We start from the raw sequence: 20,453 nt of genomic DNA on the forward strand, positions 1-20,453 counted from the left end.
GGCAAGTTACAAGGTTAGGACGCCATCCGATAGCTGCCACCAATCACCGGATCGCCATCCGTCAGCACAACACCGCGGGCGACGAGATCCTCAAGATGCGCCAGCACCGAATAGCCGGCCGCATTGGTGAGGCGCGGATCGAGGCCGATATAGATCGCGCGCACGATGGTCGGGATATCCGCCTCGCCCTTGCCGAGGCGATGCAGGATCGAGGCTTCGCGGGCGCGGCGGTGGCGAATGAGAAAGCGGACATAGCGCTGCGCGTCGGGAATGTCCGGGCCGTGGCCAGAGAAATACAGGTCCTCATCGCGCGCGGCGAGTTTATCGAGCGAGGCCATGTAGTCGATCATCGAGCCATCGGGCGGCGCGACGATGGAGGTCGACCAGCCCATCACGTGATCGGCCACGAACAGATACTTCTTCTCGCGCCAGGCAAAGGCCATGTGGTTGGCGGTATGGCCCGGTGTCGCCACGCCTTCCAGCGCCCAGCCGTCGCCCTCGATCACGTCGCCGTCGGCGACCAGCACATCCGGCTTGAAGTCGCGGTCGGCGCCGGATTCCGGCGAATGTTTCTCGCTCTCGAAGCGGGGCCGCGAGGCGCGGTGTGGACCTTCGGCATAGACCGTGGCGCCGGTGGCAGCCTTGAGTGCTGCAGTGTTCGGTGAATGGTCGCTATGGGTGTGGGTGACGAAAATATGCGTCACGGTCTCGCCCTTCACGGCATCGAGCAGCGCCTGCAGATGGGCGTCATTGGCCGGGCCGGGATCGATGATCGCGACCTTGCCGGTGCCGACGATGTAGCTGTTGGTTCCGGTAAAGGTGAAAGGCGAGGGGTTGTTGCAGAGAACCCGGCGCACGTTTGGGCGGACCTGATCGACGACGCCGGGCTTGAGCGGGTAATCGCGATTGAACGGAACGTCGTCGTTGGCGCCGTTATCCTTGTCGCTCATGGTCGGTCCTTCCCAGGGTGTTCTTGGCCTGTGATGACTAGCAACATGATCAGGGAAATCAAACAGCGCGGAGACGCGCCTGCCATGCATGCTTAAACACTGTCATGGCCGGGCTTGTCCCGGCCATCCACGTCCTGCCGTATGCGCCGTCGAGGCGTGGATGCCCGGAACAAGCCCGGGCATGACGAACTCTGGAAGCACAGATCTGGAAGTTACGCGTGCCCTGTCCCGAACATCAGCGATCGATGCGCGCCGACCCCGGCCATCGCGCCATCGCCCACCGCAAGCGCCACGGAGCCCGTCGCGCGCGCCATGTCACCGCAGGCGAATACGCCGGAGACGGTGGTTTCCTTGAACATGTCGGTCTGCAGGAACGGTCCCATCGGCCCGTCTTCGATGGTGCAGCCGAGCTGTGCGCCGAGCGGCGAGGCCGGGCTGGTGCGCGTCAGCGTGAACATGCCATCAAGCGGAATGATGCGGCCATCCGTGAGTTCGACATCGATGGATGCGCCTGAGAACTGCCTGATCGGTTCGCGCTCGACGGTGACACCGCGCTGCATCAGTTGCATGAGCTGGTCCGCGTCCGGCGTGAACGTGCCATTGAGGAACAGCGTCGTCGATCCCCAGTCCGGCAGCATCAAGGCGTGATGCATCGACATCTCCGATGACGCCAGCACGCCGATGCGACCCTGGTCGAGTTCATAGCCATGGCAATACGGGCAGTGAAACACATGCTTGCCCCAGCGCTCGGCAAGACCGGGGACATCCGGCAACGCATCGACCACGCCGGTGGCGAGGATGATGCGCCGGGCTTGATAGCGCGTGCCGGTCTCGGCGCTGACAGTGAAGTTGTTCACGACGCCCTTGCCATCTGTGGCCGCCGCATCGACCCATTCGACAGTGGGATACTTCATCAGCTGCGTGCGGGCGTCCGCGGCAATCGCGCCCGGCGGACGCCCGTCCTGGCCGAGAAAGCCATGCGAGTGTTCAGCGAAGCGATTACGGCGCTGGCCGGAATCCATGACCAGGACCTTGCGGCGCGCACGCGCCAATTGCAGCGCTGCGGAGAGGCCGGCATAGCTGCCGCCGATGACGATGGCATCGAAACTCATTTTGTCTTCCTTGAAATCTTGCTCTGAATTTTGCTGCGATGATCCTCCGCCCGCGCGTGAAAATCCGCGGCGAGCTGCGCCAGCGTGACATCTGCAAGGCGGCCGATCAGAACTGCCTCCGCTTCCGCGAAGGCCGATGTGAGCGAGTGATTGACCGCCTGTTCGACGAGGCAGGTCGGGCTTTCCAGATGAATGCCCATCGCCATCAGGCTGGGCTTGCCCAACGCGTCATAGATGTCCTTCAGCGTCACCGTGGACAGATCCCGCGCGATCTCCCAGCCGCCGCCATGACCCTTTTCGGAGCGCACGAGGCCCGCTTCGCGCAGCCCAGCCATGGTGCGGCGGACGACCACTGCATTGGTGGTCATGCACATGGCCAGTTCGGCCGAGGTCATCGGGCGGTTTTGCTCGGCCATGTGCAGCAGCGCATGCAGCGTGGCGGAGAGGCGATTGTCTCGTCTCATGTAACTTATGATGATACATGATAGAGCGGGCGTCAACCCTCTGTCATTCCGAGGCGGTGCAGACGCCGCAGGCGGCGGGACCGAGCCCGGAATCTCGACATGGGGGTCTCCGACAGCGCCAAGCCATGTCGGGATTCCGGGTTCGCGTCCGGCAAGGGCCGGCCGCGCCCCGGAATGACGAGTGCATGGAAACAAAAATGCCCGGCGGGAAGCCGGGCATTTCGCAGATCGCGAGTGAGCGCGAGCGACTTAACCGAACGCCTGGATGCCCGTGATCGCGCGGCCGAGGATCAGCGCGTGGACGTCATGGGTGCCTTCATAGGTGTTCACGGTCTCCAGGTTCTGCGCGTGGCGCATCACATGGTATTCGGCCTGGATGCCGTTGCCGCCGTGCATGTCGCGGGCCATGCGGGCGATATCCAGCGACTTGCCGCAATTGTTGCGCTTGACCACCGAGATCATGTCCGGGTGGAAATTGCCTTCGTCCATCAGGCGACCGACGCGCAAGCTGCCCTGCAGGCCGAGCGAGATTTCGGTCAGCATGTCGGCGAGCTTCTTCTGCACCAGCTGGGTGGCGGCGAGTGGACGGTTGAACTGCTTGCGGTCCAGCGTGTACTGGCGGGCGCGGGCCATGCAGTCCTCGGCGGCGCCGAGCACGCCCCAGGAAATGCCGTAACGGGCGCGGTTGAGGCAGCCGAACGGACCCTTCAGGCCCGACACGTTGGGCAGCAGGTTTTCTTCCGGCACGATCACGCCGTCCATGACGATTTCGCCGGTGATCGAGGCGCGCAGCGACAGCTTGCCGCCAATCTTGGGCGCCGACAGACCCTTCATGCCCTTTTCGAGTACGAAGCCGCGGATCTGGTTGTCATGGGCGGCAGACTTCGCCCACACCACGAACACATCGGCGATCGGCGCATTCGAGATCCACATCTTCGAACCGGTCAGCTTGTAGCCGTCCGAGACCTTCTCGGCGCGGGTCTTCATACCGCCGGGATCGGAGCCGGCATCGGGCTCAGTGAGGCCGAAGCAGCCAACCCACTCGCCGGTGGCCAGCTTGGGCAGGTATTTCTTGCGCTGCTCCTCGCTGCCGTAAGCGTAGATCGGATACATCACCAGCGACGACTGCACCGAGTTCATCGAGCGGTAGCCGGAGTCGACGCGCTCGATCTCGCGGGCCACGAGGCCGTACGCGACATAGCTGGCATTGGCGCAGCCATAGTCTTCCGGCAGCGTGATGCCGATCAGGCCGAGCTCGCCCATCTCGTTGAAGATTTCGCGGTCGGTATGCTCATTGAGATAAGCGTCGTTGACGCGCGGCAGCAGCTTGTCCTGGGCGTAAGCGCGCGCGGTGTCGCGGATCATGCGCTCGTCTTCGGTGAGCTGGCTATCGAGCAGGAACGCATCGTCCCACTGGAAACTTGCAGCGGCCGGCTTGTCCTTTGCCTTGGGGGCAACGCTCATCGAAATCCCTTTCACATCATGGCTGAGTAATGCGCATTGGCTGCGCGTGTTCTGGTCGCAAGCGCTGTTTCGCTCAACAGGGTGCCGTCTCAGGCGGCACCCGCGCATTGCGTGCTACGGCATTTTAGGTCTTTGAACTATCGCCATCAAGCTGTTCGTTGCAGGCGATCTCGATACCGAAACCCGACAGGCCCTTGTAGTCATGGGTCGACGAGGTCAGGTGGCGGATCGAGGTGACGCCGAGATCGCGCAGGATCTGTGCACCGACGCCGATTTCACGCCACTGCCGGTTGCGGTCGGCTTCCGCCGACTTCGGCGCATCGAGCGGCTCGACGGGCACGCCCGCGGCGCCGTCGCGCAGATAGACGAGCACGCCGCTGCCGTTCTTCTTGAAGCGTTCCAGCACGGTCTGCATCTTCGCCGGCCCGAAGAACACGTCGCGGACGATGTTCGGCTTGTGGAAGCGCGTCAGCACATTCTTGCCGTCGCCGACGCTGCCATAGACGAAGGCGACGTGGTGGATCGGATCGAACGGCGAGCGATAGGAATAGCCGTGCAGCGGGCCGATCGGGCTGTCGGTTGTGAAGGCCGAGACGCGCTCGATCAGCTTCTCGCGGGCCTGGCGATAGGCGATCATGTCGGCGATGGTGACATGCTTGAGCTTGTGCTTGGCCGCGAAGTCGACGACCTGCTGGCCCTTCATCACCGAGCCATCGTCGTTCATCAATTCGCTGATGACGCCGACGGGCGCGAGATTGGCCAGCTTGCAGAGATCGACGGCGGCTTCGGTATGGCCGGAGCGCATCAGCACGCCGCCCTCCCTAGCGATCAGCGGAAAGATATGGCCGGGGCGGGCGAAGTCATTGGCGCCGGCATTGGAATTGGCCAGCGCGCGGCAGCATGAGGCGCGCTCATCGGCTGAAATGCCGGTACCGCCATCGGGCTTGTAGTCGATGGAGACGGTAAAGGCGGTGGTGTGGTTGCTATCGTTGTTGACGACCATCGGATCGAGCCGCAGCCGGCGCGCATCCTCGGTGGTGATCGGGGCGCAGACGATGCCGGAGGTGTGCCGGATGATGAAGGCCATCTTCTCGGCGGTACAGAACGACGCGGCGACGATGAGGTCGCCTTCGCCCTCGCGGTCGTCATCGTCGGTCACCACGACCATTTCGCCGGCGGCAAAGGCTTGCAGAACGTCTGAAATCGGGTCGGCCATAAAATTTGCCTCGGATGCACTCTTGCTCTGTGTGAGGTCCATATGGCGCAGAGCGGGGGGCGGTGCAACCCGCGGAAATGGGGGGCGGTATGCGGGTTCGCAGTGCGGAATGGGGAGTTTGCCTTCTCCCGCTTGCGGGGAGAAGGTGGCCCGAGCTTGCGAAGCATGATCGGGTCGGATGAGGGGGACGTTCCGCGAACTGATGAGTGGATGGAAAGTCCCCCTCACCCGCCGCGAAGACGCGGCGACCTCTCCCTGCAAGCGGGGAGAGGTCAGGGCAGCACTTCCCGCCGCTCCGCCAGCTGCGCGTCCATTTCGGCGCGTTTATCGTCCAGCAGGCCCTGATCGGCGGCCTCGATCACCTCATACAGCGCATGGGCGTCGCTGAGCCGGGGCACGGTGACGTAGTCGGCGCCGGCGGCGTAAATATCGCTCACGTCGCCGAGCACGTCCGCCGTGGAGATGATCTTGGCGGTCGGGTTGATCGAGCGGACATGGCGGACCAGCTTCTCGTTATTCGCGCCCTTCAGCAGCGAGTCCGGCACGCTGAGGATGATGATCTCGGCCTTGCCGACGCCGGCATGGACCAGCGTGTCGACATTGCTGATGTCGCCATAGATCACGTGCTGGCCGCGCCCGACCAAAGTGCGGAAGACGTTCGGATTGAAGTCGACGACGCTGATCTGGTCGAGCAGTGACGCGTTCTGGCGCTCGATCTCGGCGAGCAGGGCGGACGCGGTGCGGAAGAAGCCGAGAATGACGATGCGGCGGGCGTCGCCATGGCCCTCGGCATGATCGCCCTCGCGGCCCTGGCCGTGATCGAGGTCGCGCAGCCCGATGCGCTTCATCGGGCCGATCAAGAGGCGCGTGATCTGGTCGCTGCGCATCATCGCGAAGGTCGAGAGGACCGCCAGGATCACGAAGGCGAAGGATGCCGCGCTGGAGGTCTGCGTGGTGATATGGCCGGCGGCAATTCCCGTTTGCAGCACCACCAGCGAGAATTCGCTGATCTGCGCCAGATTGAGCGCCGGCAGCAGGCTGGCGCGCAGGCCCTGCTTCATCAGATACAGGGGCGTGAAGGTCGTGAGCATACGGCTGATCACGGTGAACAAGGCGATGATCAGGGCGAGACCGATGGTCGCGCCGTTCGGGATCGGGATCGTCATGCCGACGGCGACGAAGAACAGCGTGATGAAGAAGTCCCGCAGCGTCGTCACCTTGGCGGTGACGTCGAGCGCGTAGGGGAAGGTCGACAGCGATACGCCGGCGACCAGCGAGCCCATCTCGCGCGACAGATGCAGCCGCTCGGCGATTTCGCCGATCAGGAAGCACCAGGCCAGCGCGCCCAGCAGCACCAATTCCGGCCGCCGCGCGATCTGGTGGAACAGCGCCGGCAGCACGTAACGGCTCAGGATCAGCGCAGTGGCGACCAGTACGCCGACGCGGGCGATCGACAGCGCGATGACGCTGACCTGCAGGTCGGCGAGGCTCGGCTGCACCGCCAGAAACAGGATCGCGAAGATGTCCTGCAGCACCAGGATGCCGAGCGTGATGCGGCCGGGCAGTGTGTCGAGCTCGCGCTTCTCGTAGAGCACCTTGACGATGACCACGGTGGAGGAGAGCGCACAGGCGACGCTGAGATACAACGCGTCGAACCCGCCGCCACCGAGCTTGAGCCCGAGTGCCATGAAGAAGGCCGCGCCGAGCACGCAGCCTGCGATCAATTGGCCGCCCGCGGCGAACAGAATGACCTTGCCGGCGCGGATGATCTTCTTCAGATCGATCTCGAGACCGATCATGAACAGCATGAAAATCAGGCCGAGTTCGGAGATCGTGCTAATGGATTCGTCCGACTTGACCCAGCCGATGCCGAATGGCCCAATGATGAAGCCGGCAATCAGATAAGCAAGAATCAACGGCTGACGGGTGAAATGCGCAATAAGCCCGATGCCCCACGCAAACAGGATACACAGCGTGATATCGCGGATTAAGTCGTGCATGCCCCTGCCGGAAAAGCCTTACAATTCGGCGGCACTCTAATGGTGCGCCGCGTGAGGGCAAAGGGGTAATATCCGGCATTCGGCGCGCGATACACGCGGGGGGCGGTCCAACGAGGCAGCCTTCATCATAAAAAGCTTCAGGGAGACGACGTTCATGACCACTGCACGGTTCGACTACGCGCCATTGCTGCCTCCGGGCCTGCCCGCGGCTGCGGCAAAATGGACCGGTCTCGCCAAATACAGCTTCGTCGGCGGGAACAACGATATGGACCAGGTACCGGTGGAGGGCCTGACTGCTGCCGCCAATGCCGTCATGCTGCGCGAGGGACGCACGCTGGCAACCTACGGTCTGGCGAGCGGTCCGCAGGGCTATCTGCCGCTGCGCACCTTCATCGCCGGCAAGCTGAAGCGCGACGCAAGCATCGATTGTACGGCCGATGATATCCTGGTCGTCTCCGGCTCGCTGCAGGCGCTCGATCTCGTCAATCACAGCCTGCTGGCCAAGGGCGACACCGTCATCATCGAGCGCGACTGCTATCAAGGCTCCATCAACCGGCTCACCCGTCTCGGCGTCAATATCGTCGGCATCCCCTTGGATGACGACGGCATGCGGACGGACGCGCTGGCCTCAGCATTGGAAGATCTGAAGGCGAAGGGCATCCGGCCGAAATATATCTATACGATCCCGACCGTGCAGAACCCAACCGCCACCATCATGCCGGAAAGCCGTCGCCGTGAGCTGCTGGCGCTGTCGGCCAGATATGGCGTCCCCATCTTCGAGGACGATTGCTATGCCGACCTGATCTGGAACGGCGAGCGTCCGCCGGCGATTCACGCGATGGACAAGACCGGCAGCGTGATCCATATCGGCTCGTTCTCCAAGTCGATCGCGCCTGCGCTCCGCGTCGGCTACATCGTCGCGCCCTGGGAGATCATGTCACGCATGCTGGCGCTGAAGACCGATGCCGGTTCCGGCGCGCTGGAGCAGATGGTGCTCGCCGAATATTGCGTGCCGCATTTCGCCAGCCATGTGCCAAAGGCGACGCGCGGGCTGCGCGCCAAGCTGGAGACGTTGATGGATGCGCTCAATGAGCAGTTCGGCACAGCGGCGGAATTCGACGAACCCAAAGGCGGCATCTTCCTGTGGGTGAAACTGCCCGCCAATGTCGATGCGATGAAGCTCTATCAGGCCGCGCTCAAGGCCGGCGTGTCGATCAATCCCGGCCCCGAGTGGTCTGTCGACAAGGCCTATGCGCATAGCCACATTCGCATCTGCTTCGCCAGTCCGACCCATCAGGAAATCCGCGACGGCATCGCGGTTCTTGCCGATGTCTGCCGGCAGGAGTTCGGTGTGCCAGAGCGGATCGCGAATGTGGAGAAGCGTGCGCGGGGGTAACTGCGTCGCTGCAATCTAACCTTGTAACTTGCCTCCCGCCGGATCTGCTAAGCTATGCGGAGCGGTGGCAGGCGGGAGACCGAGTAACCTGAGGGACACCAAGCCCGTGGGAGAGCGCGGGTCCTTGCTTGCCGTTCCATCGAACCCGAACAGTCGCTTGGGCCGCTCAGCAAGCCCGGTTGCGCAAGGATGGGATCAGATGGACGCGATTTATGTTGGCATCGATGTGTCGAAGGATCGGTTGGACGTGGCGATGCGTCCGGGCGGTGAGAGTTTTGCGGTTGCCCGCAATGGTGCGGGGATCGATGATCTGATCGCGCGGCTGAAAGCGCGACCGCCACTGGTGGTGGCGATCGAGGCGACCGGCGGCTTCGAGACGATGGTCGCCGCAGGATTGGCCGGCGCCGATCTGCCTGTGGTGGTGGTCAATCCGGCACAGGTGCGCGCCTTTGCCAACGCCCTCGGCAAGCGCGCCAAGACCGATCCGATCGATGCCATGGTGATCGCGCATTTTACCGAGGCGACCAAACCGCAACTGCGGCCGCTTCCCGATGCCACGACGCGGCTGCTAGCCGATCTGGTGGCGCGTCGGCGCCAGATCGTTGAGATGATGGCCGCGGAAGGCCAGCGTGCGCGGCGCGTCAGCAATCCGCGCCTGAAGAAGAGCATCGCCCGGCTCCACAAGGCACTGGAGAAGGAGTTGTCCGAACTGGACGACGACATCGGCGATCACGTGCGGGGATCGCCGGCCTGGGCCGAGAAGGAAGACTTGCTGGCGTCGGTGCCCGGCATCGGTCCGACCATCGCGCGCAGCCTGATTGCCGAACTGCCGGAGCTCGCCACCCTCGATCGTCGTCAGATTGCGGCTCTCGCCGGTTTGGCGCCATGGACCCGGCAATCCGGCCAGTGGCGCGGCAAGAGCTTCATCGGCGGCGGCCGGGCCAATGTACGCCGCGTGTTGTTCATGGGAGCGATGGTGGCCGCCCGCTTCAATCCGCAGCTCAAACTGTTCCGCGACAAGCTCGTCGCCGCCGGCAAGCCCAAGCTCGTCGCTATCATCGCCGTTGCCCGCAAGCTGCTCACCATCCTCAACGCCATCCTGCGAGACAAGACCCCATGGCAGCATCAAAACGCTTGACCAAAAAGACAGTCGCTCTCCCCGCTCCCGTGCGAAGCGAGAGTAGGGCGGATTAGCCGAAGGCGTAATCCGCCGGCCGACTTCATTGCGGAAATTCCTCGGCGGATTACGCTGCGCTAATCCGCCCTACGGACCTGCCTCTGGCGCGGAGAAAGTGGCGAAGCCTACTTCTTCGTGCCCTTGATTGCGGCTTTCGCTGGCGTTGCCGCCTTCTTTGGCGCCGGGGCGCTGTCGACGGCGGTGTTGATATCATCGATCAGCTTGGTGATGCGTGCTGCGTTGCTGCCGAGATCGCCTTCGAAATAGCGCGACGACGAGCGGATATCGACGCGCGAGCCTTCGCCATCCGGCACCATGCGGATCGAGACGTCCTCGCGAAAGCCCATGATCGGCGTCCGCGCCACGGCCTCGATGCGGCCGATGCGGCGCGGCGGCTGCGGCGGGCGTTCGTCGATGATCGTCCACTTGCGCTTGTCGACCAGCGCGCGCGTCACGTCATAGGCGCGCTGCACCGGTACTTCGAGTTCAATGGGCTCGATATCCGGATAGGCGGCGCGCTGCTGCTCGGCCGAGTAAAGGCCGGAATAGACCGCCGAGTTGGTGTCGTCGCCGATGCGCAGCCGCGCCAGCGCCTCGAAGCGTGGCGGGTCGATCGGGTCGGTGGTGATGTCGTGGATCTTCGGCAGCTTGCGATACTGGTACGCAAGGTAGCCGGGATAAGCTAGGATCACCGCGTCGAGCATCAGCGCCAGCATGATCACGCTCATGCCCCGCGAGCCGTTCTGCCAGATCGCGGCAAAGCCGGCGAGCGCCACCAGGATCGAGAGGCCGGCAAAGCCAAGCGCCCCGAAGAAGGTCATCAGGGCCGGTTTTACTTCGAGGAACCCGAAGCGGACGATGATGATCGAGGTGAGGGCGGCAATGGCGGCGAAAACCGCAAGGCGCCGTGCCCACAGCGCCAGGCTGGATACTGGCTCCGACTGGTAGGCGGCCGAAAACCTGCGTGCCATGGGGAATTTCTGCCGGATTGAGCTTGCGAAGGCGCTGATAGCGCCGGGTTCCGAATAGGGTGCTTGAGACCATGTCGGGCCGGGAATTTCAAGGCACTTTGGTGGACGGGACTCCTCGTTTAAGAATGGGGCCGCGGCCGTTCAGACTTCTCCCCTGGAACAACGAGAAGAAGCAAGCGAGGCCGCAGGGAGCCACCTGCCATGCTGGTCGAAACCACGGATTATGAGACGCTTGCCCGCAATTTCCGCTGGGATGTGCCGGAGCGATTTAACATCGCGACGGTGGCCTGCGACCGCCATGCCGACGGTAGCGGGCGGCTGGCGCTGATCTATGTGGATGAGGACGGTGGCACGCATCGTTTCTCCTTCGACGAGATGCAGGCTTTCTCGCGCAGCTTCGCCAATGTGCTGAAGGCGGACGGCTTGCAGCGCGGCGACCGCATTGCGGTGTTTTTGTCGCAATCGGTGGAATTGCCGATCGTGCATCTCGCCGCGTTCCGTTCGGGTCTGGTCTCCGTGCCGCTGTTTACGCTGTTCGGCGAGGACGCGCTGGAATTCCGTCTTGCCAATTCCGGGGCCAAGGCCATCGTCACCGACGCGAGTGGCTGGGACAAGTTGTCGAAAATTCGCGAGCGGCTGCCTCATTTACAAGATATCTACGTCACGGATAGTGCACCGCATGCCGGCGCCAAACCGTTCTGGTCGGCGATCGAGGCGGCGTCCGAAGACTTCACCACGGTCGATACGTCCTGCGACGATCCCGCCATCATCATCTACACGTCGGGCACCACGGGAAATCCCAAGGGCGCGCTGCATGCGCATCGCGTGCTGCTTGGCCATCTGCCCAATGTGGAGATGGTGCACGGCTTCTTCCCGAAGCCCGGCGACGTCTACTGGACGCCGGCGGACTGGGCGTGGATCGGCGGACTGTTCGATGCGCTGTTTCCAGCCTGGTATCACGGCGTGCCGATCGTCGGTTACCGCGCGAAGAAGTTCGAGCCGGCGGCCGCGATGCAGCTGATGGCCGATCACAAGATACGCAACGTGTTCCTGCCGCCGACGGCGCTCAAGCTGATGCGGCAGGCAAACGTGAAACATCCCGACGTCAAGCTGCGCAGCATGCTCACCGGCGGCGAGTCGCTCGGTTCGGAATTGCTCGACTGGGTGCGCAATACGTTCGGCATCGATGCGCATGAGATCTACGGTCAGACCGAATGCAATCTCGTGGTCGGCAACAATGCCGATCTGTTTCCGATCAAACCGGGCTCCATGGGCAAGCCGACGCCCGGCTTCGATGTGCGTATCGTCAATGAGCAGGGCGAGGAGCTGCCGCGCGGCGAGCGTGGCATCGTGGGCGTGCGTCAGCCTAATCCTTGCACCATGCTCGGCTATTGGCAGAACCCGGAAGGCACCGCGAAGAAATTCGCCGGCGAGTTTCTTCTGACCGGCGATCTCGGCATTCAGGATGTCGACGGTTACTTCTGGTATGTCAGCCGCGAGGACGACGTCATCACATCAGCCGGCTATCGCATCGGCCCTTCGGAAATCGAGCACACGTTGCTGAAGCATCCCGCGGTGGCGCTGTCGGCAGTGGTCGGCATTCCCGATCCGATCCGCACCGAGGCCGTGAAGGCCTGGATCGTACTGCGGCCTGGTTTTGAACCCAGCGACGCACTGGCGCGCGAGCTGCAGGACTTCGTCAAGTCGCAACTCGCGGCGCATGAATATCCGCGCTATGTGCAGTTTGCGGAGTCGCTGCCGATGACGGCAACGGGCAAGGTGCTCAGGCGGGAATTGCGGGCACTGGGGTAGGGCGCTCTTTCTTAACCTCTCCCCGCACTGTGGGGAGAGGTCGCCGCGTCTTCGCGGCGGGTGAGGGGCAGGGCACCCACTCACGGCACTCAAGCTGCTATCGGATCGCTCCGACCCGATAGAAAAACGGCGTAATGCCGACGTACCCCAGCCCCTCACCCCACCTCTCTCCCCGCAAGCCGTGCGAAGCGAAGCTTCGCTAGGGGGGAGGGAGCGACAGCGCGTGCCGCTCACACCCCCGGTACCTTGATTCCCATCTCCTTCAGCGCCGCCAGCAGCTTCAGCGGCGGCTCCATCTGGAGCGCGGGGACCTTGCCGGTTTCCAGCAGACTCTTCAGGCTCGAAAGGATTGCGGGCCAGCCTGCGCGTCCGCCCGAGAGAATGTCGTCGCTCAACACGCGGTCATGCGCCTGCGTCATCGTCAGCTTCACCGTCTCGCCTGACGGCATGAGATCATAGGTGACGAGTGTCGAGCCGAGCGCTTCGACAAGTCCGGGCCAGTTCACGTCCCATGTGATGGTGAGCTTGCGCGGCGGATCGTGTTCGATCACCTCGCCCGAAACATGCAACGATCCATCGGGCGCGAGCACCTTGAACGCGCCGCCGACGTTTCCCTCGAGCTGCACCGCGAAGCCGGAGAAATACTGCCGGCTGAACTCCGCCGAGGTCAGCGCCTGCCAGACCTTCTCCGGCGTTGACGCGATATAGATCGTGTAGACGATCGCGGGCCGGAACCTGTTGATATCGATCATGGCGGTTGCTCCATGCATGCAGTGACAGGCAACCAGATGGCGCCCTGCCGGGCAAGTGTGTTTTGCTGCGAGCAATACGAGTGCTAGTGTTAAGACAACACACCGTCGTCATGCCCGGCCTTGTGCCGGGCATCCACGTCTTAGCCTGCAGTGAAGGCGTGGATGGCCGGGACAAGCCCGGCCATGACGTAGATAAAATCGGAATAGGAGCGCGCCGATGTCCCTGCAAGTCTATCTCGCCTTTGTCGCCGCCTGCGTCGCACTGGCGCTGCTGCCCGGTCCGAACGTCACGCTGGTGATCGCCAACGGCCTGCGCTACGGCACACGCGCGGCGATGATCACGATCGGGGGTACGCAGGCCGGGCTCGCCGTGGTCATCGGCATCGTCGCCTTTGGGCTCGCCACCATGATGGCCACCATGGGCTATTGGTTCGACTGGGTGCGTTTCGCGGGCGCTGCCTATCTGGTGTGGCTCGGCATCAAGATGGTTCGTGCGCCGGTCGAGGGCATCGATGCGGATACGCCGCCGGCGCCGCCGCGTGGCGGCTTTTTCCTGCAGGGCATGATGGTGCTGCTCAGCAATCCGAAAGTGCTGGTGTTCTTCGGCGCCTTCATTCCGCAATTCGTCGACATGGAGAAGAACCATTTCCTTCAGGTCGGCATCCTCGGTGCGACCTTCATGGTGACGGCGGCGCTGACGGACATGGTCTATGCCGTGGCGGCGGGCCGTGCGCGACAATTCTTCTCGGCGCGGCGGACGCGTTTGCTGTCGCGCGTCTCCGGTGGCCTCATGATCGGCGGCGGAGTCTGGCTGGCGCTGACCCGAGCGCGCTAAATCTCTTATCGCGCTGAACCTTTCGCCGCATCGTCACGTCAAACCTCGGGGCGCGCCGCGCCGTGCCATGAGGTTTCGCCGTGCCCGACATTCCCTGGTTCGTCTATGCGATGCTGCTGGCGCCGTTCGGCCTGATTCTGGTCGCCGCCGGCTACAAATATCTGCAGGTCCGCGCTGCCAGCGACTGGCCGTCCACATTCGGCAAGGTGATCGTCTCGACGTCCGAAGTGCGAGACGTCAAGGTGCTCGACGACACGCGCGAGGAGCGCAAGCGCACCGAAAAGCGCAATTTTGCGAACATCGTCTACGAATACACCGTGAGCGGACAGAAGCTCACCAACAACCGCGTCAGCATCGGCGAGGATCGCGGCAATTTCGAAGTCGCGGAAACTATCGCGCGCTATCCGGTCGGCACCGCGGTGATGGTCTATTACAACCCGCGGCACCCGCGCGATGCCGTGCTCGACCGCGAGATGCCGAAGGGCATCGGCGGCTGCCTCGGCATCGCTGCAGTTCTCATGCTGGTGATTGTGGTCGGCGGCATCTTTGGCGGCGCCCGCATCAACGAATTCATCGCAGACCATCTTGCCGATCCGAAACGATCGCCGATCGTGACGGCGCTTTGCGGGTTCGGCTTCCTCGTTGCCTTGTTCGGCCTGGCGCTGCATCGGCAAGGATCTTTGGCGAAGAAGTGGCCAGTGGTGCCCGGCATCGTCAAACTGGGCGCGCCCGAGACCTATGTGAGTCGGGACAGCGACACCGGTCGCAGCGGGCCGGTGATGCAGACCCGGAACGTGCAGTACAACTATCGTTTCAAGCACGTCGCCTATATCGGGTCCGCCGGGAGCTTGAGCACGAGCAACCCGAACCCGCCGAAATGGCAGCTGCGGCTGTTCGGAATGGACTACAAGAACGGTGACGCCGTGAAGGTCTTCGTCAATCCGGACAACCCGTCTGACTCGACGCTGAGCCCCGGTAGCGGCGCGGCCTATTTCCTCTGGGCGGTCGCAGCGGGATTTGTGGTGGTGGCTTATTTCATCGGGACGCACGGCTAGGCACCGCATGCCGCGCAGATGCATTGGCAGCTACGCCGGCATCAAAGCTAGAGATGCGATGCGCGCGGCGTGATCAGCGTCGCCTCGATCTCCGTAAAAATACGCGTCAGCCGCTCCGCCCATTCGGTCTGGCCGCTTGGGTCGGTGATCAGATCCTGCCGGATCTCGATGCCCGTATTCATTAGTCCGCGTTTTTCGCCATGCACGGGAATTGTGTAGTCGGTCGCGTCGGAGACCGCATAGGGTTCGTTGTCGCCCACCACCAGATCGGCTTCGGCGCGCAACAGCTGCAGCAGCAACGGTGGCAGTTTGCTGTCGTGCTGATAGAGCGTGCCGATATGCCAGGGGCGGGGAATGCCGGCATAGACAGGCGTGAAACTGTGCAGCGACACCAGCACTGTCGGCTGGCCCTTTGCCTGCCTGGCATCGATCACCTCGTCGATGCGCCGGTGATACGGATCGAAGATCAGCTCGCGCCGGCGCGCCTTCGCATCGGACGTGAGACCGTCATTGCCGGGCACGGTGGTCGCCTCGCTGATCAGCGGAATCGCGCTCACGGCGTCCGGCGGGCGGTTGCAGTCGATGACGAGCCGCGAATAGCGCTGGGCCACGAGATGCGCATCGAGCGCCCGAGCCATCTGCTCGGCCACGCCGGCGATGCCGACATCCCAGGCGATGTGGCGGACGAGCTCGCTCTCGGGCAGGCCGAGATCGCCGAGCATGTCGGGAATCAGCCGGCCGTAATGATCGCAGGTCAGGAGAAAAGGGGATGTGCCGGCGGTATTGAGTTCCAGAACGGGCGGAACCTCCTGGGGGCCGAGACGTAGGGATGTGTCTTGATTGCTATCCAAGGCTCTGTCCAAGATTCTGTCCAAGGCTTTTTCCCGATATTGCCTAACGATGCGGCATCCCGGCCTGTGATTCTGCAGGCTTCCGTATAAATTACACGGGACAAATCACGCATGAACGAACCATTGATGCCCCTGCTCACGATTCATCACAAGACCGAATATCGCTACGCGCATCCCGTCGCATTCGGCGAACACCGGATCATGCTGCGGCCGCGCGATGGCCATGATCTGCGCATGCTCAATGGCAAGCTCGAGATCACGCCCGAGCCGGCGTCGCTGCGCTGGATCCATGACGTGTTCGGCAATTCAGTGGCGATCGCCACTTTCGATGAGCACGCGCGCAAACTCACCTTCGTATCCACCGCGACCATCGAACATCTGCCATCGGATGAGTTCGCGCTGACCGCTGATGACAAGGCCTATTTCTATCCGTTCCTCTATGACGCCGAGGAGCTGCCCGATCTGCAGGAATTCATCCGGCCGCAATATGGCGATCCCGATGGCGAACTCGCCGCATGGGCGCGCGGATTTCTCGATCCGCAGGGCCGCACGCCGAGCGTCAATATTCTGACCGGCATGACGCTCGGCATCCGCAAGCAGTTCGCCTATCGCAAGCGCTACGAGCACGGCACCCAGCATCCGCTCGATACGCTGCAGACCAAATCCGGCACCTGCCGCGATTTCGCGCTGTTCATGATCGAGGCGCTGCGCCGGCTCGGCATCGCCGCGCGTTTCGTGTCGGGCTATCTGTTCATCCATGGCGATCGCGAGCACAATTATGTGGGCGGCGGCTCGACCCATGCCTGGGTGCAGGTCTATCTGCCGGCCGCAGGCTGGATCGAATTCGACCCGACCAATGGCATCATCGGCAGCAAGGATCTCATTCGCGTCGCGGTGGCGCGCGATCCGCGCCAGGCGGTGCCGCTGCACGGCACCTATATGGGCTCGGCCGATGCATTTCTCGGCATGGATGTGAGTATCAATGTGGTGTCCGCGGGCGACGATGTCGCCGCGGCGCTGGCCGAGAAAGTCTGACTTAGATCATGCCCGATCGCGTTTTCGTCTATGGCACGCTGATGCGCGGCTTCGATCACCCGATGTCGAAGCTGCTCTCGTCCGGTGCCGATTTCCTTGGTGAAGCCTCCTGCCGCGGCAGGCTGTACATGGTCGCGCATTATCCCGGCCTGCTGCATTCCGACGAGGCCAATGATGTCGTGTTTGGAGAGCTGTTCCGGCTGCGGAATGTGGATGAACTGATGGCCGCGCTCGACGACTATGAGAGCGTCGGCCCGGGCCATCCGCAGCCGAATCTGTATCTGCGTGAGCGGATTGCTGTGACGCTCGCCGATGGCAGCGTGAGCGAAGCCTGGACCTATATCTACAACAAGCCGGTCGATGAAACGAAGCGCATCATGTCGGGCCGCTTCCTGGCGCCTTAGGCAACCTTCTTCCGGCTCGCCACTTCCAGCCCGAACAAAGCCAGCGCAATCAGCGATGCACCGATGCCGATCAGCGCGATCATCGACGTGCCGCCTGATGCCACGGCAAATCCACTGAAGCCCGAACCGATCGCGCCGCCGAAAAACGCGCAGGCGAGAAACAGCGCGTTGAGCCGGCTGCGGATATGGCCGGCGAGGGCATAGATGGCGCGTTGTCCGGCAACGACATTACCCTGCGTGCCGGCATCGATCAGGATGCCCGCGATCACGAACAGCGTCACGGCGGTCGCGCCGCCGGTGTGGCCGCCGATCCAGGTCAGCACAAAGCTCACCAGCACCAGCAGCATTGCGGTGACGGTCACGAGATCGCCGCGGCCGCGATCGGCGAGGCGTCCGGCGAGCGGCGCTACCAACGCGCCGCCGGCGCCGGACAGCAGGAAGGCCGACATGGCGATATGGCCGAACGAGAACGGCGGCTGGTCCAGCACCAGCGGCATCGCCGTCCAGAACAGGCTGAAAGATCCGTAAAGCAGGCATTGATAGGCCGAGCGCTGTTGCAGCACCCGCGTGGTCAGCATCAGGTTCCACAGCGAATGGATCAGCGTCGCATAGGTCAACTCATGTTTCGGCTGCCGGCGCGGCAGCGCGATCATCATTAATGCGAATACGCCGCACATCAGCACCGCGGACATCACGAACACGGCGCGCCAGCCGAACGAGCCCGCCACCATGGTGGCCAGCGGCCGCGACAGCAGGATGCCGAACAACAGCCCGCTCATCACGGTGCCGACGATCTGCCCGCGCTGTTGCTCCGGCGCCAGATGCGCCACCACGGGCAGGATCATCTGGGTGCCGACGGCAGCGACGCCGAGCAGCAAGGTCGAGGCGATGAAGATCGCTGCAGTGGGGGCGGCTGCGGCGATCAGCAGGCTCACGATCAGGCTGCCCAGCGTGATCAGGATCAGCCGCTTGTTCTCGACGAGATCGCCGAGCGGCACCAGGAACAGCAGGCCCAGCACATAGCCGAACATCACCATGGTCAGCATGATGCCGGCCGACGACAGGTCGAGCCCGAAGCTCTCGCTGATCGGCCCCACCAGCGGTTGCGCGTAATAGATATTGGCGACGGTGACGCCGCAGGCGACGGCAAAGGAAAAAATCAGCCAGCCGCCGGGACCGGGGTCGCGGGCGAGATGTTCGGACGATGAGGACATGGAGGCTTTCAGGCGGGCGGAAGGTCAAGCGACATATGGCGCATGTGATGCCATGCCAGAAGTACGGCGTCTTGAATGGGAGCCATGCAGGTTGGATGTTCGGCGCTGGTCCCGCCCTCAGCCGCTCCTATGGAGCGGCGGGGAATGACGGGAGAGCTATGCCCGTTTCTTGGTCTTCGGCTTGGCTTTTTGCAGCATGTAAGACCGCAGCACCGCGTTCATTCGGCCCTGATAGCCATCGCCCTCGCTCTTGAAGAAATCCAGCACGTCTTCGTCGATGCGGATGGAGATGGCTCTCTTCCTGGCGGGCATGACGACGACGCCATCCGACCAGTCGATGTCGAGAGGCACGGCGTCGGGATCATTGCGAACCGCTTCTTCGATCTGTTCGTCGGTCAGTGCGTCGAGTGCGGCCCAATCGGTCCTGCCTCGAATAGGTTCGTATCTAGAGACGATCGTAATATTTTCTTCGCTCATCTTTTCGCGCGCGGCGCGCCGAGATGATGTGGCAGAATGTGTCGCGGATCGTGCACGCGATGGCGACTTCTCGCCCTTCGAGATAGCCGAAGATTTGGTACCTGATTTCGCCATGACGATCCGATCTCCGGACGAAAATGTAGCCATCAAAGATTTGTCGAACGTGAGCAAAGTCGATCTTGTGATCGATCAGATTGCTTTCGCGCTTGGCCGGATTCCAGCCGAACTCGGAAATGCCGACGAACAAATGCGCAAGGTTCTCTGTCATCGCAAAGCCCCGATCAACGCCAGCAACTATAGGGTGCTGGACGGGGAGTTTGCTACGCAAGAGTTAAGTGTCGTTGTATATACGATTGTATATGCGGCTGGTCAAGCCGCCTTCACCACCCGCACATCGACCTCGCGTTCCACATAGCTCCACTCTTCCGTCTCGCGCAGGCCGCCGACGAGATCCTCGAATTCCTGCGCGTGCTCCGGCGCATATTCGAACCAGGTGAGGAAATCGAAGGGCTCGCCGAGATCGCGCGAATGGTAGAGCTGGCGGGCGATGGCGGGCAGGTATTTCAGGCTGTCGGCGATGTGGCGGGATTTGTCTTCGAAGATGCGGCGGCGCTCGTTCTGGGTCATGTCCCACCACGCTGCGTTCTTCCTGATGGGGATCAGCGCGCCATGGGTTGCCTCAGGTCGGCCGAGCCCGGCCTGTGCCGCAACCAGCGCGATCTTCTCGGTGCGTTCGACATAGCGGACATGGCTGGCGACGCCGGCGAGGCGCCAGGATGTCTGCGACGGCAGCAGCGGCAGCGAGATGGCGTCGGCATGGGTGATGGACAGCGCCGCAACGGGTTTGAGCGTCTCGCCCTTGACGGGCGAGATCGAGATCACCTGCCATGCACCGGTATTTCCGCCGCGGAATGTCGTGAACATGGAATATGAGAGCGTGGAACCGGGGTGAGTTCAAGCAAATTGACACAAACTCGTCATTCCGGGGCGCGCGCGGCGACAGCCGCACGCGAACCTCAGCCATTCCAATTATCCCGAGATGTTCATCGTCGCTCGCTTCCCGGTGTCCAGTCGCGATGAACACAACGGGATTCCGGGTTCGCCCGCGCAAAAAATGCGCGCGCGCCCCGGAATGACGAGCTTTATTTTCGCCTGTGAATAGCGGGCGCAAGAACCGCAGGTTCAAATCTGCTCCCGGAAAACCTATATCCATGGTCGGCTGGGCCAAGGCTCATGGGCTAAAGCCCAAAAGGCTCACATCCGAGCCC

Annotated in this window: 20 protein-coding genes; 7 read left to right on the top strand and 13 right to left on the bottom strand. The window is 62.9% G+C overall.

Annotation, left to right across the window (positions count from 1 at the left end):
- Window positions 1–14 precede the first annotated feature (14 nt).
- From SFY93_RS09230 to SFY93_RS09255, 6 genes are all read right to left on the bottom strand, one after another.
- Entirely contained in the window at window positions 15–950 is a 936-nt protein-coding gene (locus tag SFY93_RS09230) for an MBL fold metallo-hydrolase (protein ID WP_320446862.1), read from the bottom strand.
- Window positions 951–1,162: 212 nt separating this feature from the next.
- Window positions 1,163–2,062 carry an NAD(P)/FAD-dependent oxidoreductase gene (locus SFY93_RS09235; RefSeq protein WP_320446863.1) on the bottom strand — a complete coding sequence of 300 codons (900 nt, stop codon included), beginning with the start codon at window positions 2,060–2,062 and terminating at the stop codon, window positions 1,163–1,165.
- Complete coding sequence (locus SFY93_RS09240; RefSeq protein ID WP_116661216.1) at window positions 2,059–2,526, bottom strand: RrF2 family transcriptional regulator; 468 nt, start codon at window positions 2,524–2,526, stop codon at window positions 2,059–2,061. Before SFY93_RS09240 ends, SFY93_RS09235 begins: the two co-directional genes overlap by 4 nt.
- Window positions 2,527–2,775: 249 nt before the next feature.
- Window positions 2,776–3,990, bottom strand: a complete 1,215-nt coding sequence (locus SFY93_RS09245; RefSeq protein WP_320446864.1) for an acyl-CoA dehydrogenase — start codon at window positions 3,988–3,990, stop codon at window positions 2,776–2,778.
- A gap of 124 nt (window positions 3,991–4,114) precedes the next feature.
- Window positions 4,115–5,206 carry a 3,4-dihydroxy-2-butanone-4-phosphate synthase gene (gene ribB / locus SFY93_RS09250; protein ID WP_320446865.1) on the bottom strand — a complete coding sequence of 364 codons (1,092 nt, stop codon included), beginning with the start codon at window positions 5,204–5,206 and terminating at the stop codon, window positions 4,115–4,117.
- 272 nt (window positions 5,207–5,478) lie between these two features.
- The gene (locus SFY93_RS09255; RefSeq protein WP_320446866.1) at window positions 5,479–7,206 is read right to left on the bottom strand and encodes a cation:proton antiporter; all 1,728 of its coding nucleotides are present in this window, start codon (window positions 7,204–7,206) and stop codon (window positions 5,479–5,481) included.
- 154 nt (window positions 7,207–7,360) lie between these two features.
- Here SFY93_RS09255 and SFY93_RS09260 point away from each other — a divergent pair, with 154 nt between their 5' ends.
- Window positions 7,361–8,602: an aminotransferase-like domain-containing protein gene (locus SFY93_RS09260; protein WP_320446867.1), complete on the top strand. Its 1,242-nt coding sequence runs from the start codon at window positions 7,361–7,363 to the stop codon at window positions 8,600–8,602.
- Window positions 8,603–8,801: 199 nt separating this feature from the next.
- Window positions 8,802–9,740 carry an IS110 family RNA-guided transposase gene (locus SFY93_RS09265; RefSeq protein ID WP_320446868.1) on the top strand — a complete coding sequence of 313 codons (939 nt, stop codon included), beginning with the start codon at window positions 8,802–8,804 and terminating at the stop codon, window positions 9,738–9,740.
- Between the two features lie 164 nt (window positions 9,741–9,904).
- Here the strand turns inward: SFY93_RS09265 and SFY93_RS09270 are convergent, their stop codons facing one another.
- A complete protein-coding gene (locus SFY93_RS09270; protein ID WP_320446869.1) occupies window positions 9,905–10,750 on the bottom strand; it encodes a DUF1499 domain-containing protein in 846 nt (281 codons plus the stop codon).
- A 201-nt stretch (window positions 10,751–10,951) separates the two neighbouring features.
- Between SFY93_RS09270 and SFY93_RS09275 the strand changes: the two genes are divergently transcribed.
- Entirely contained in the window at window positions 10,952–12,562 is a 1,611-nt protein-coding gene (locus tag SFY93_RS09275; protein ID WP_320446870.1) for an acyl-CoA synthetase, read from the top strand.
- A 230-nt stretch (window positions 12,563–12,792) separates the two neighbouring features.
- Here the strand turns inward: SFY93_RS09275 and SFY93_RS09280 are convergent, their stop codons facing one another.
- Window positions 12,793–13,314 carry an SRPBCC family protein gene (locus SFY93_RS09280; protein ID WP_414717094.1) on the bottom strand — a complete coding sequence of 174 codons (522 nt, stop codon included), beginning with the start codon at window positions 13,312–13,314 and terminating at the stop codon, window positions 12,793–12,795.
- Between the two features lie 217 nt (window positions 13,315–13,531).
- Here SFY93_RS09280 and SFY93_RS09285 point away from each other — a divergent pair, with 217 nt between their 5' ends.
- A complete protein-coding gene (locus tag SFY93_RS09285; protein WP_320446871.1) occupies window positions 13,532–14,149 on the top strand; it encodes a LysE family translocator in 618 nt (205 codons plus the stop codon).
- An 80-nt stretch (window positions 14,150–14,229) separates the two neighbouring features.
- Complete coding sequence (locus tag SFY93_RS09290; protein WP_320446872.1) at window positions 14,230–15,204, top strand: DUF3592 domain-containing protein; 975 nt, start codon at window positions 14,230–14,232, stop codon at window positions 15,202–15,204.
- 47 nt (window positions 15,205–15,251) lie between these two features.
- Here SFY93_RS09290 and SFY93_RS09295 read toward each other — a convergent pair whose 3' ends face one another.
- Window positions 15,252–16,055 (bottom strand): N-formylglutamate amidohydrolase, encoded by an 804-nt coding sequence (locus tag SFY93_RS09295; protein ID WP_320446873.1) that lies wholly within the window; start codon window positions 16,053–16,055, stop codon window positions 15,252–15,254.
- 126 nt (window positions 16,056–16,181) lie between these two features.
- On the opposite strand from SFY93_RS09295, the gene SFY93_RS09300 reads away from it, so the two are divergent.
- Together SFY93_RS09300 and SFY93_RS09305 are read left to right on the top strand one after the other, a co-directional pair.
- Window positions 16,182–17,090, top strand: coding sequence for a transglutaminase family protein (locus tag SFY93_RS09300; protein ID WP_320447733.1), 909 nt, complete (start codon window positions 16,182–16,184; stop codon window positions 17,088–17,090).
- 8 nt (window positions 17,091–17,098) lie between these two features.
- Complete coding sequence (locus SFY93_RS09305) at window positions 17,099–17,494, top strand: gamma-glutamylcyclotransferase family protein (protein WP_120288490.1); 396 nt, start codon at window positions 17,099–17,101, stop codon at window positions 17,492–17,494.
- On the opposite strand, the gene SFY93_RS09310 is transcribed toward SFY93_RS09305, so the two are convergent.
- From SFY93_RS09310 to SFY93_RS09325, 4 genes are all read right to left on the bottom strand, one after another.
- Window positions 17,491–18,708 (bottom strand): MFS transporter, encoded by a 1,218-nt coding sequence (locus tag SFY93_RS09310; RefSeq protein WP_320446874.1) that lies wholly within the window; start codon window positions 18,706–18,708, stop codon window positions 17,491–17,493. The genes SFY93_RS09305 and SFY93_RS09310 overlap by 4 nt on opposite strands.
- 156 nt (window positions 18,709–18,864) lie before the next feature.
- Complete coding sequence (locus tag SFY93_RS09315; RefSeq protein ID WP_320446875.1) at window positions 18,865–19,185, bottom strand: BrnA antitoxin family protein; 321 nt, start codon at window positions 19,183–19,185, stop codon at window positions 18,865–18,867.
- Window positions 19,154–19,513 carry a BrnT family toxin gene (locus SFY93_RS09320; protein ID WP_320446876.1) on the bottom strand — a complete coding sequence of 120 codons (360 nt, stop codon included), beginning with the start codon at window positions 19,511–19,513 and terminating at the stop codon, window positions 19,154–19,156. The genes SFY93_RS09315 and SFY93_RS09320 overlap by 32 nt, the downstream gene beginning before the upstream one ends.
- 41 nt (window positions 19,514–19,554) lie before the next feature.
- Window positions 19,555–20,109, bottom strand: coding sequence for a chlorite dismutase family protein (locus SFY93_RS09325; protein ID WP_320446877.1), 555 nt, complete (start codon window positions 20,107–20,109; stop codon window positions 19,555–19,557).
- Window positions 20,110–20,453 lie beyond the last annotated feature (344 nt).

This window comes from Tardiphaga sp. 42S5, assembly GCF_034044155.1.
GTDB classification, from domain to species: domain Bacteria; phylum Pseudomonadota; class Alphaproteobacteria; order Rhizobiales; family Xanthobacteraceae; genus Tardiphaga; species Tardiphaga robiniae.

Bases quoted from the DNA above. Each gene is read 5' to 3' on its own strand.
- SFY93_RS09235 (WP_320446863.1), bottom strand. From the start codon at position 2,062: ATGAGTTTCGATGCCATCGTCATCGGCGGCAGCTATGCCGGCCTCTCC.
- SFY93_RS09280 (WP_414717094.1), bottom strand. From the start codon at position 13,314: ATGATCGATATCAACAGGTTCCGGCCCGCGATCGTCTACACGATCTAT.
- SFY93_RS09315 (WP_320446875.1), bottom strand. From the start codon at position 19,185: ATGAGCGAAGAAAATATTACGATCGTCTCTAGATACGAACCTATTCGA.
- ribB (WP_320446865.1), bottom strand. From the start codon at position 5,206: ATGGCCGACCCGATTTCAGACGTTCTGCAAGCCTTTGCCGCCGGCGAA.
- SFY93_RS09285 (WP_320446871.1), top strand. From the start codon at position 13,532: ATGTCCCTGCAAGTCTATCTCGCCTTTGTCGCCGCCTGCGTCGCACTG.
- SFY93_RS09255 (WP_320446866.1), bottom strand. From the start codon at position 7,206: ATGCACGACTTAATCCGCGATATCACGCTGTGTATCCTGTTTGCGTGG.
- SFY93_RS09310 (WP_320446874.1), bottom strand. From the start codon at position 18,708: ATGTCCTCATCGTCCGAACATCTCGCCCGCGACCCCGGTCCCGGCGGC.
- SFY93_RS09270 (WP_320446869.1), bottom strand. From the start codon at position 10,750: ATGGCACGCAGGTTTTCGGCCGCCTACCAGTCGGAGCCAGTATCCAGC.
- SFY93_RS09325 (WP_320446877.1), bottom strand. From the start codon at position 20,109: ATGTTCACGACATTCCGCGGCGGAAATACCGGTGCATGGCAGGTGATC.
- SFY93_RS09260 (WP_320446867.1), top strand. From the start codon at position 7,361: ATGACCACTGCACGGTTCGACTACGCGCCATTGCTGCCTCCGGGCCTG.
- SFY93_RS09275 (WP_320446870.1), top strand. From the start codon at position 10,952: ATGCTGGTCGAAACCACGGATTATGAGACGCTTGCCCGCAATTTCCGC.
- SFY93_RS09305 (WP_120288490.1), top strand. From the start codon at position 17,099: ATGCCCGATCGCGTTTTCGTCTATGGCACGCTGATGCGCGGCTTCGAT.
- SFY93_RS09300 (WP_320447733.1), top strand. From the start codon at position 16,182: ATGCCCCTGCTCACGATTCATCACAAGACCGAATATCGCTACGCGCAT.
- SFY93_RS09245 (WP_320446864.1), bottom strand. From the start codon at position 3,990: ATGAGCGTTGCCCCCAAGGCAAAGGACAAGCCGGCCGCTGCAAGTTTC.
- SFY93_RS09240 (WP_116661216.1), bottom strand. From the start codon at position 2,526: ATGAGACGAGACAATCGCCTCTCCGCCACGCTGCATGCGCTGCTGCAC.
- SFY93_RS09230 (WP_320446862.1), bottom strand. From the start codon at position 950: ATGAGCGACAAGGATAACGGCGCCAACGACGACGTTCCGTTCAATCGC.
- SFY93_RS09265 (WP_320446868.1), top strand. From the start codon at position 8,802: ATGGACGCGATTTATGTTGGCATCGATGTGTCGAAGGATCGGTTGGAC.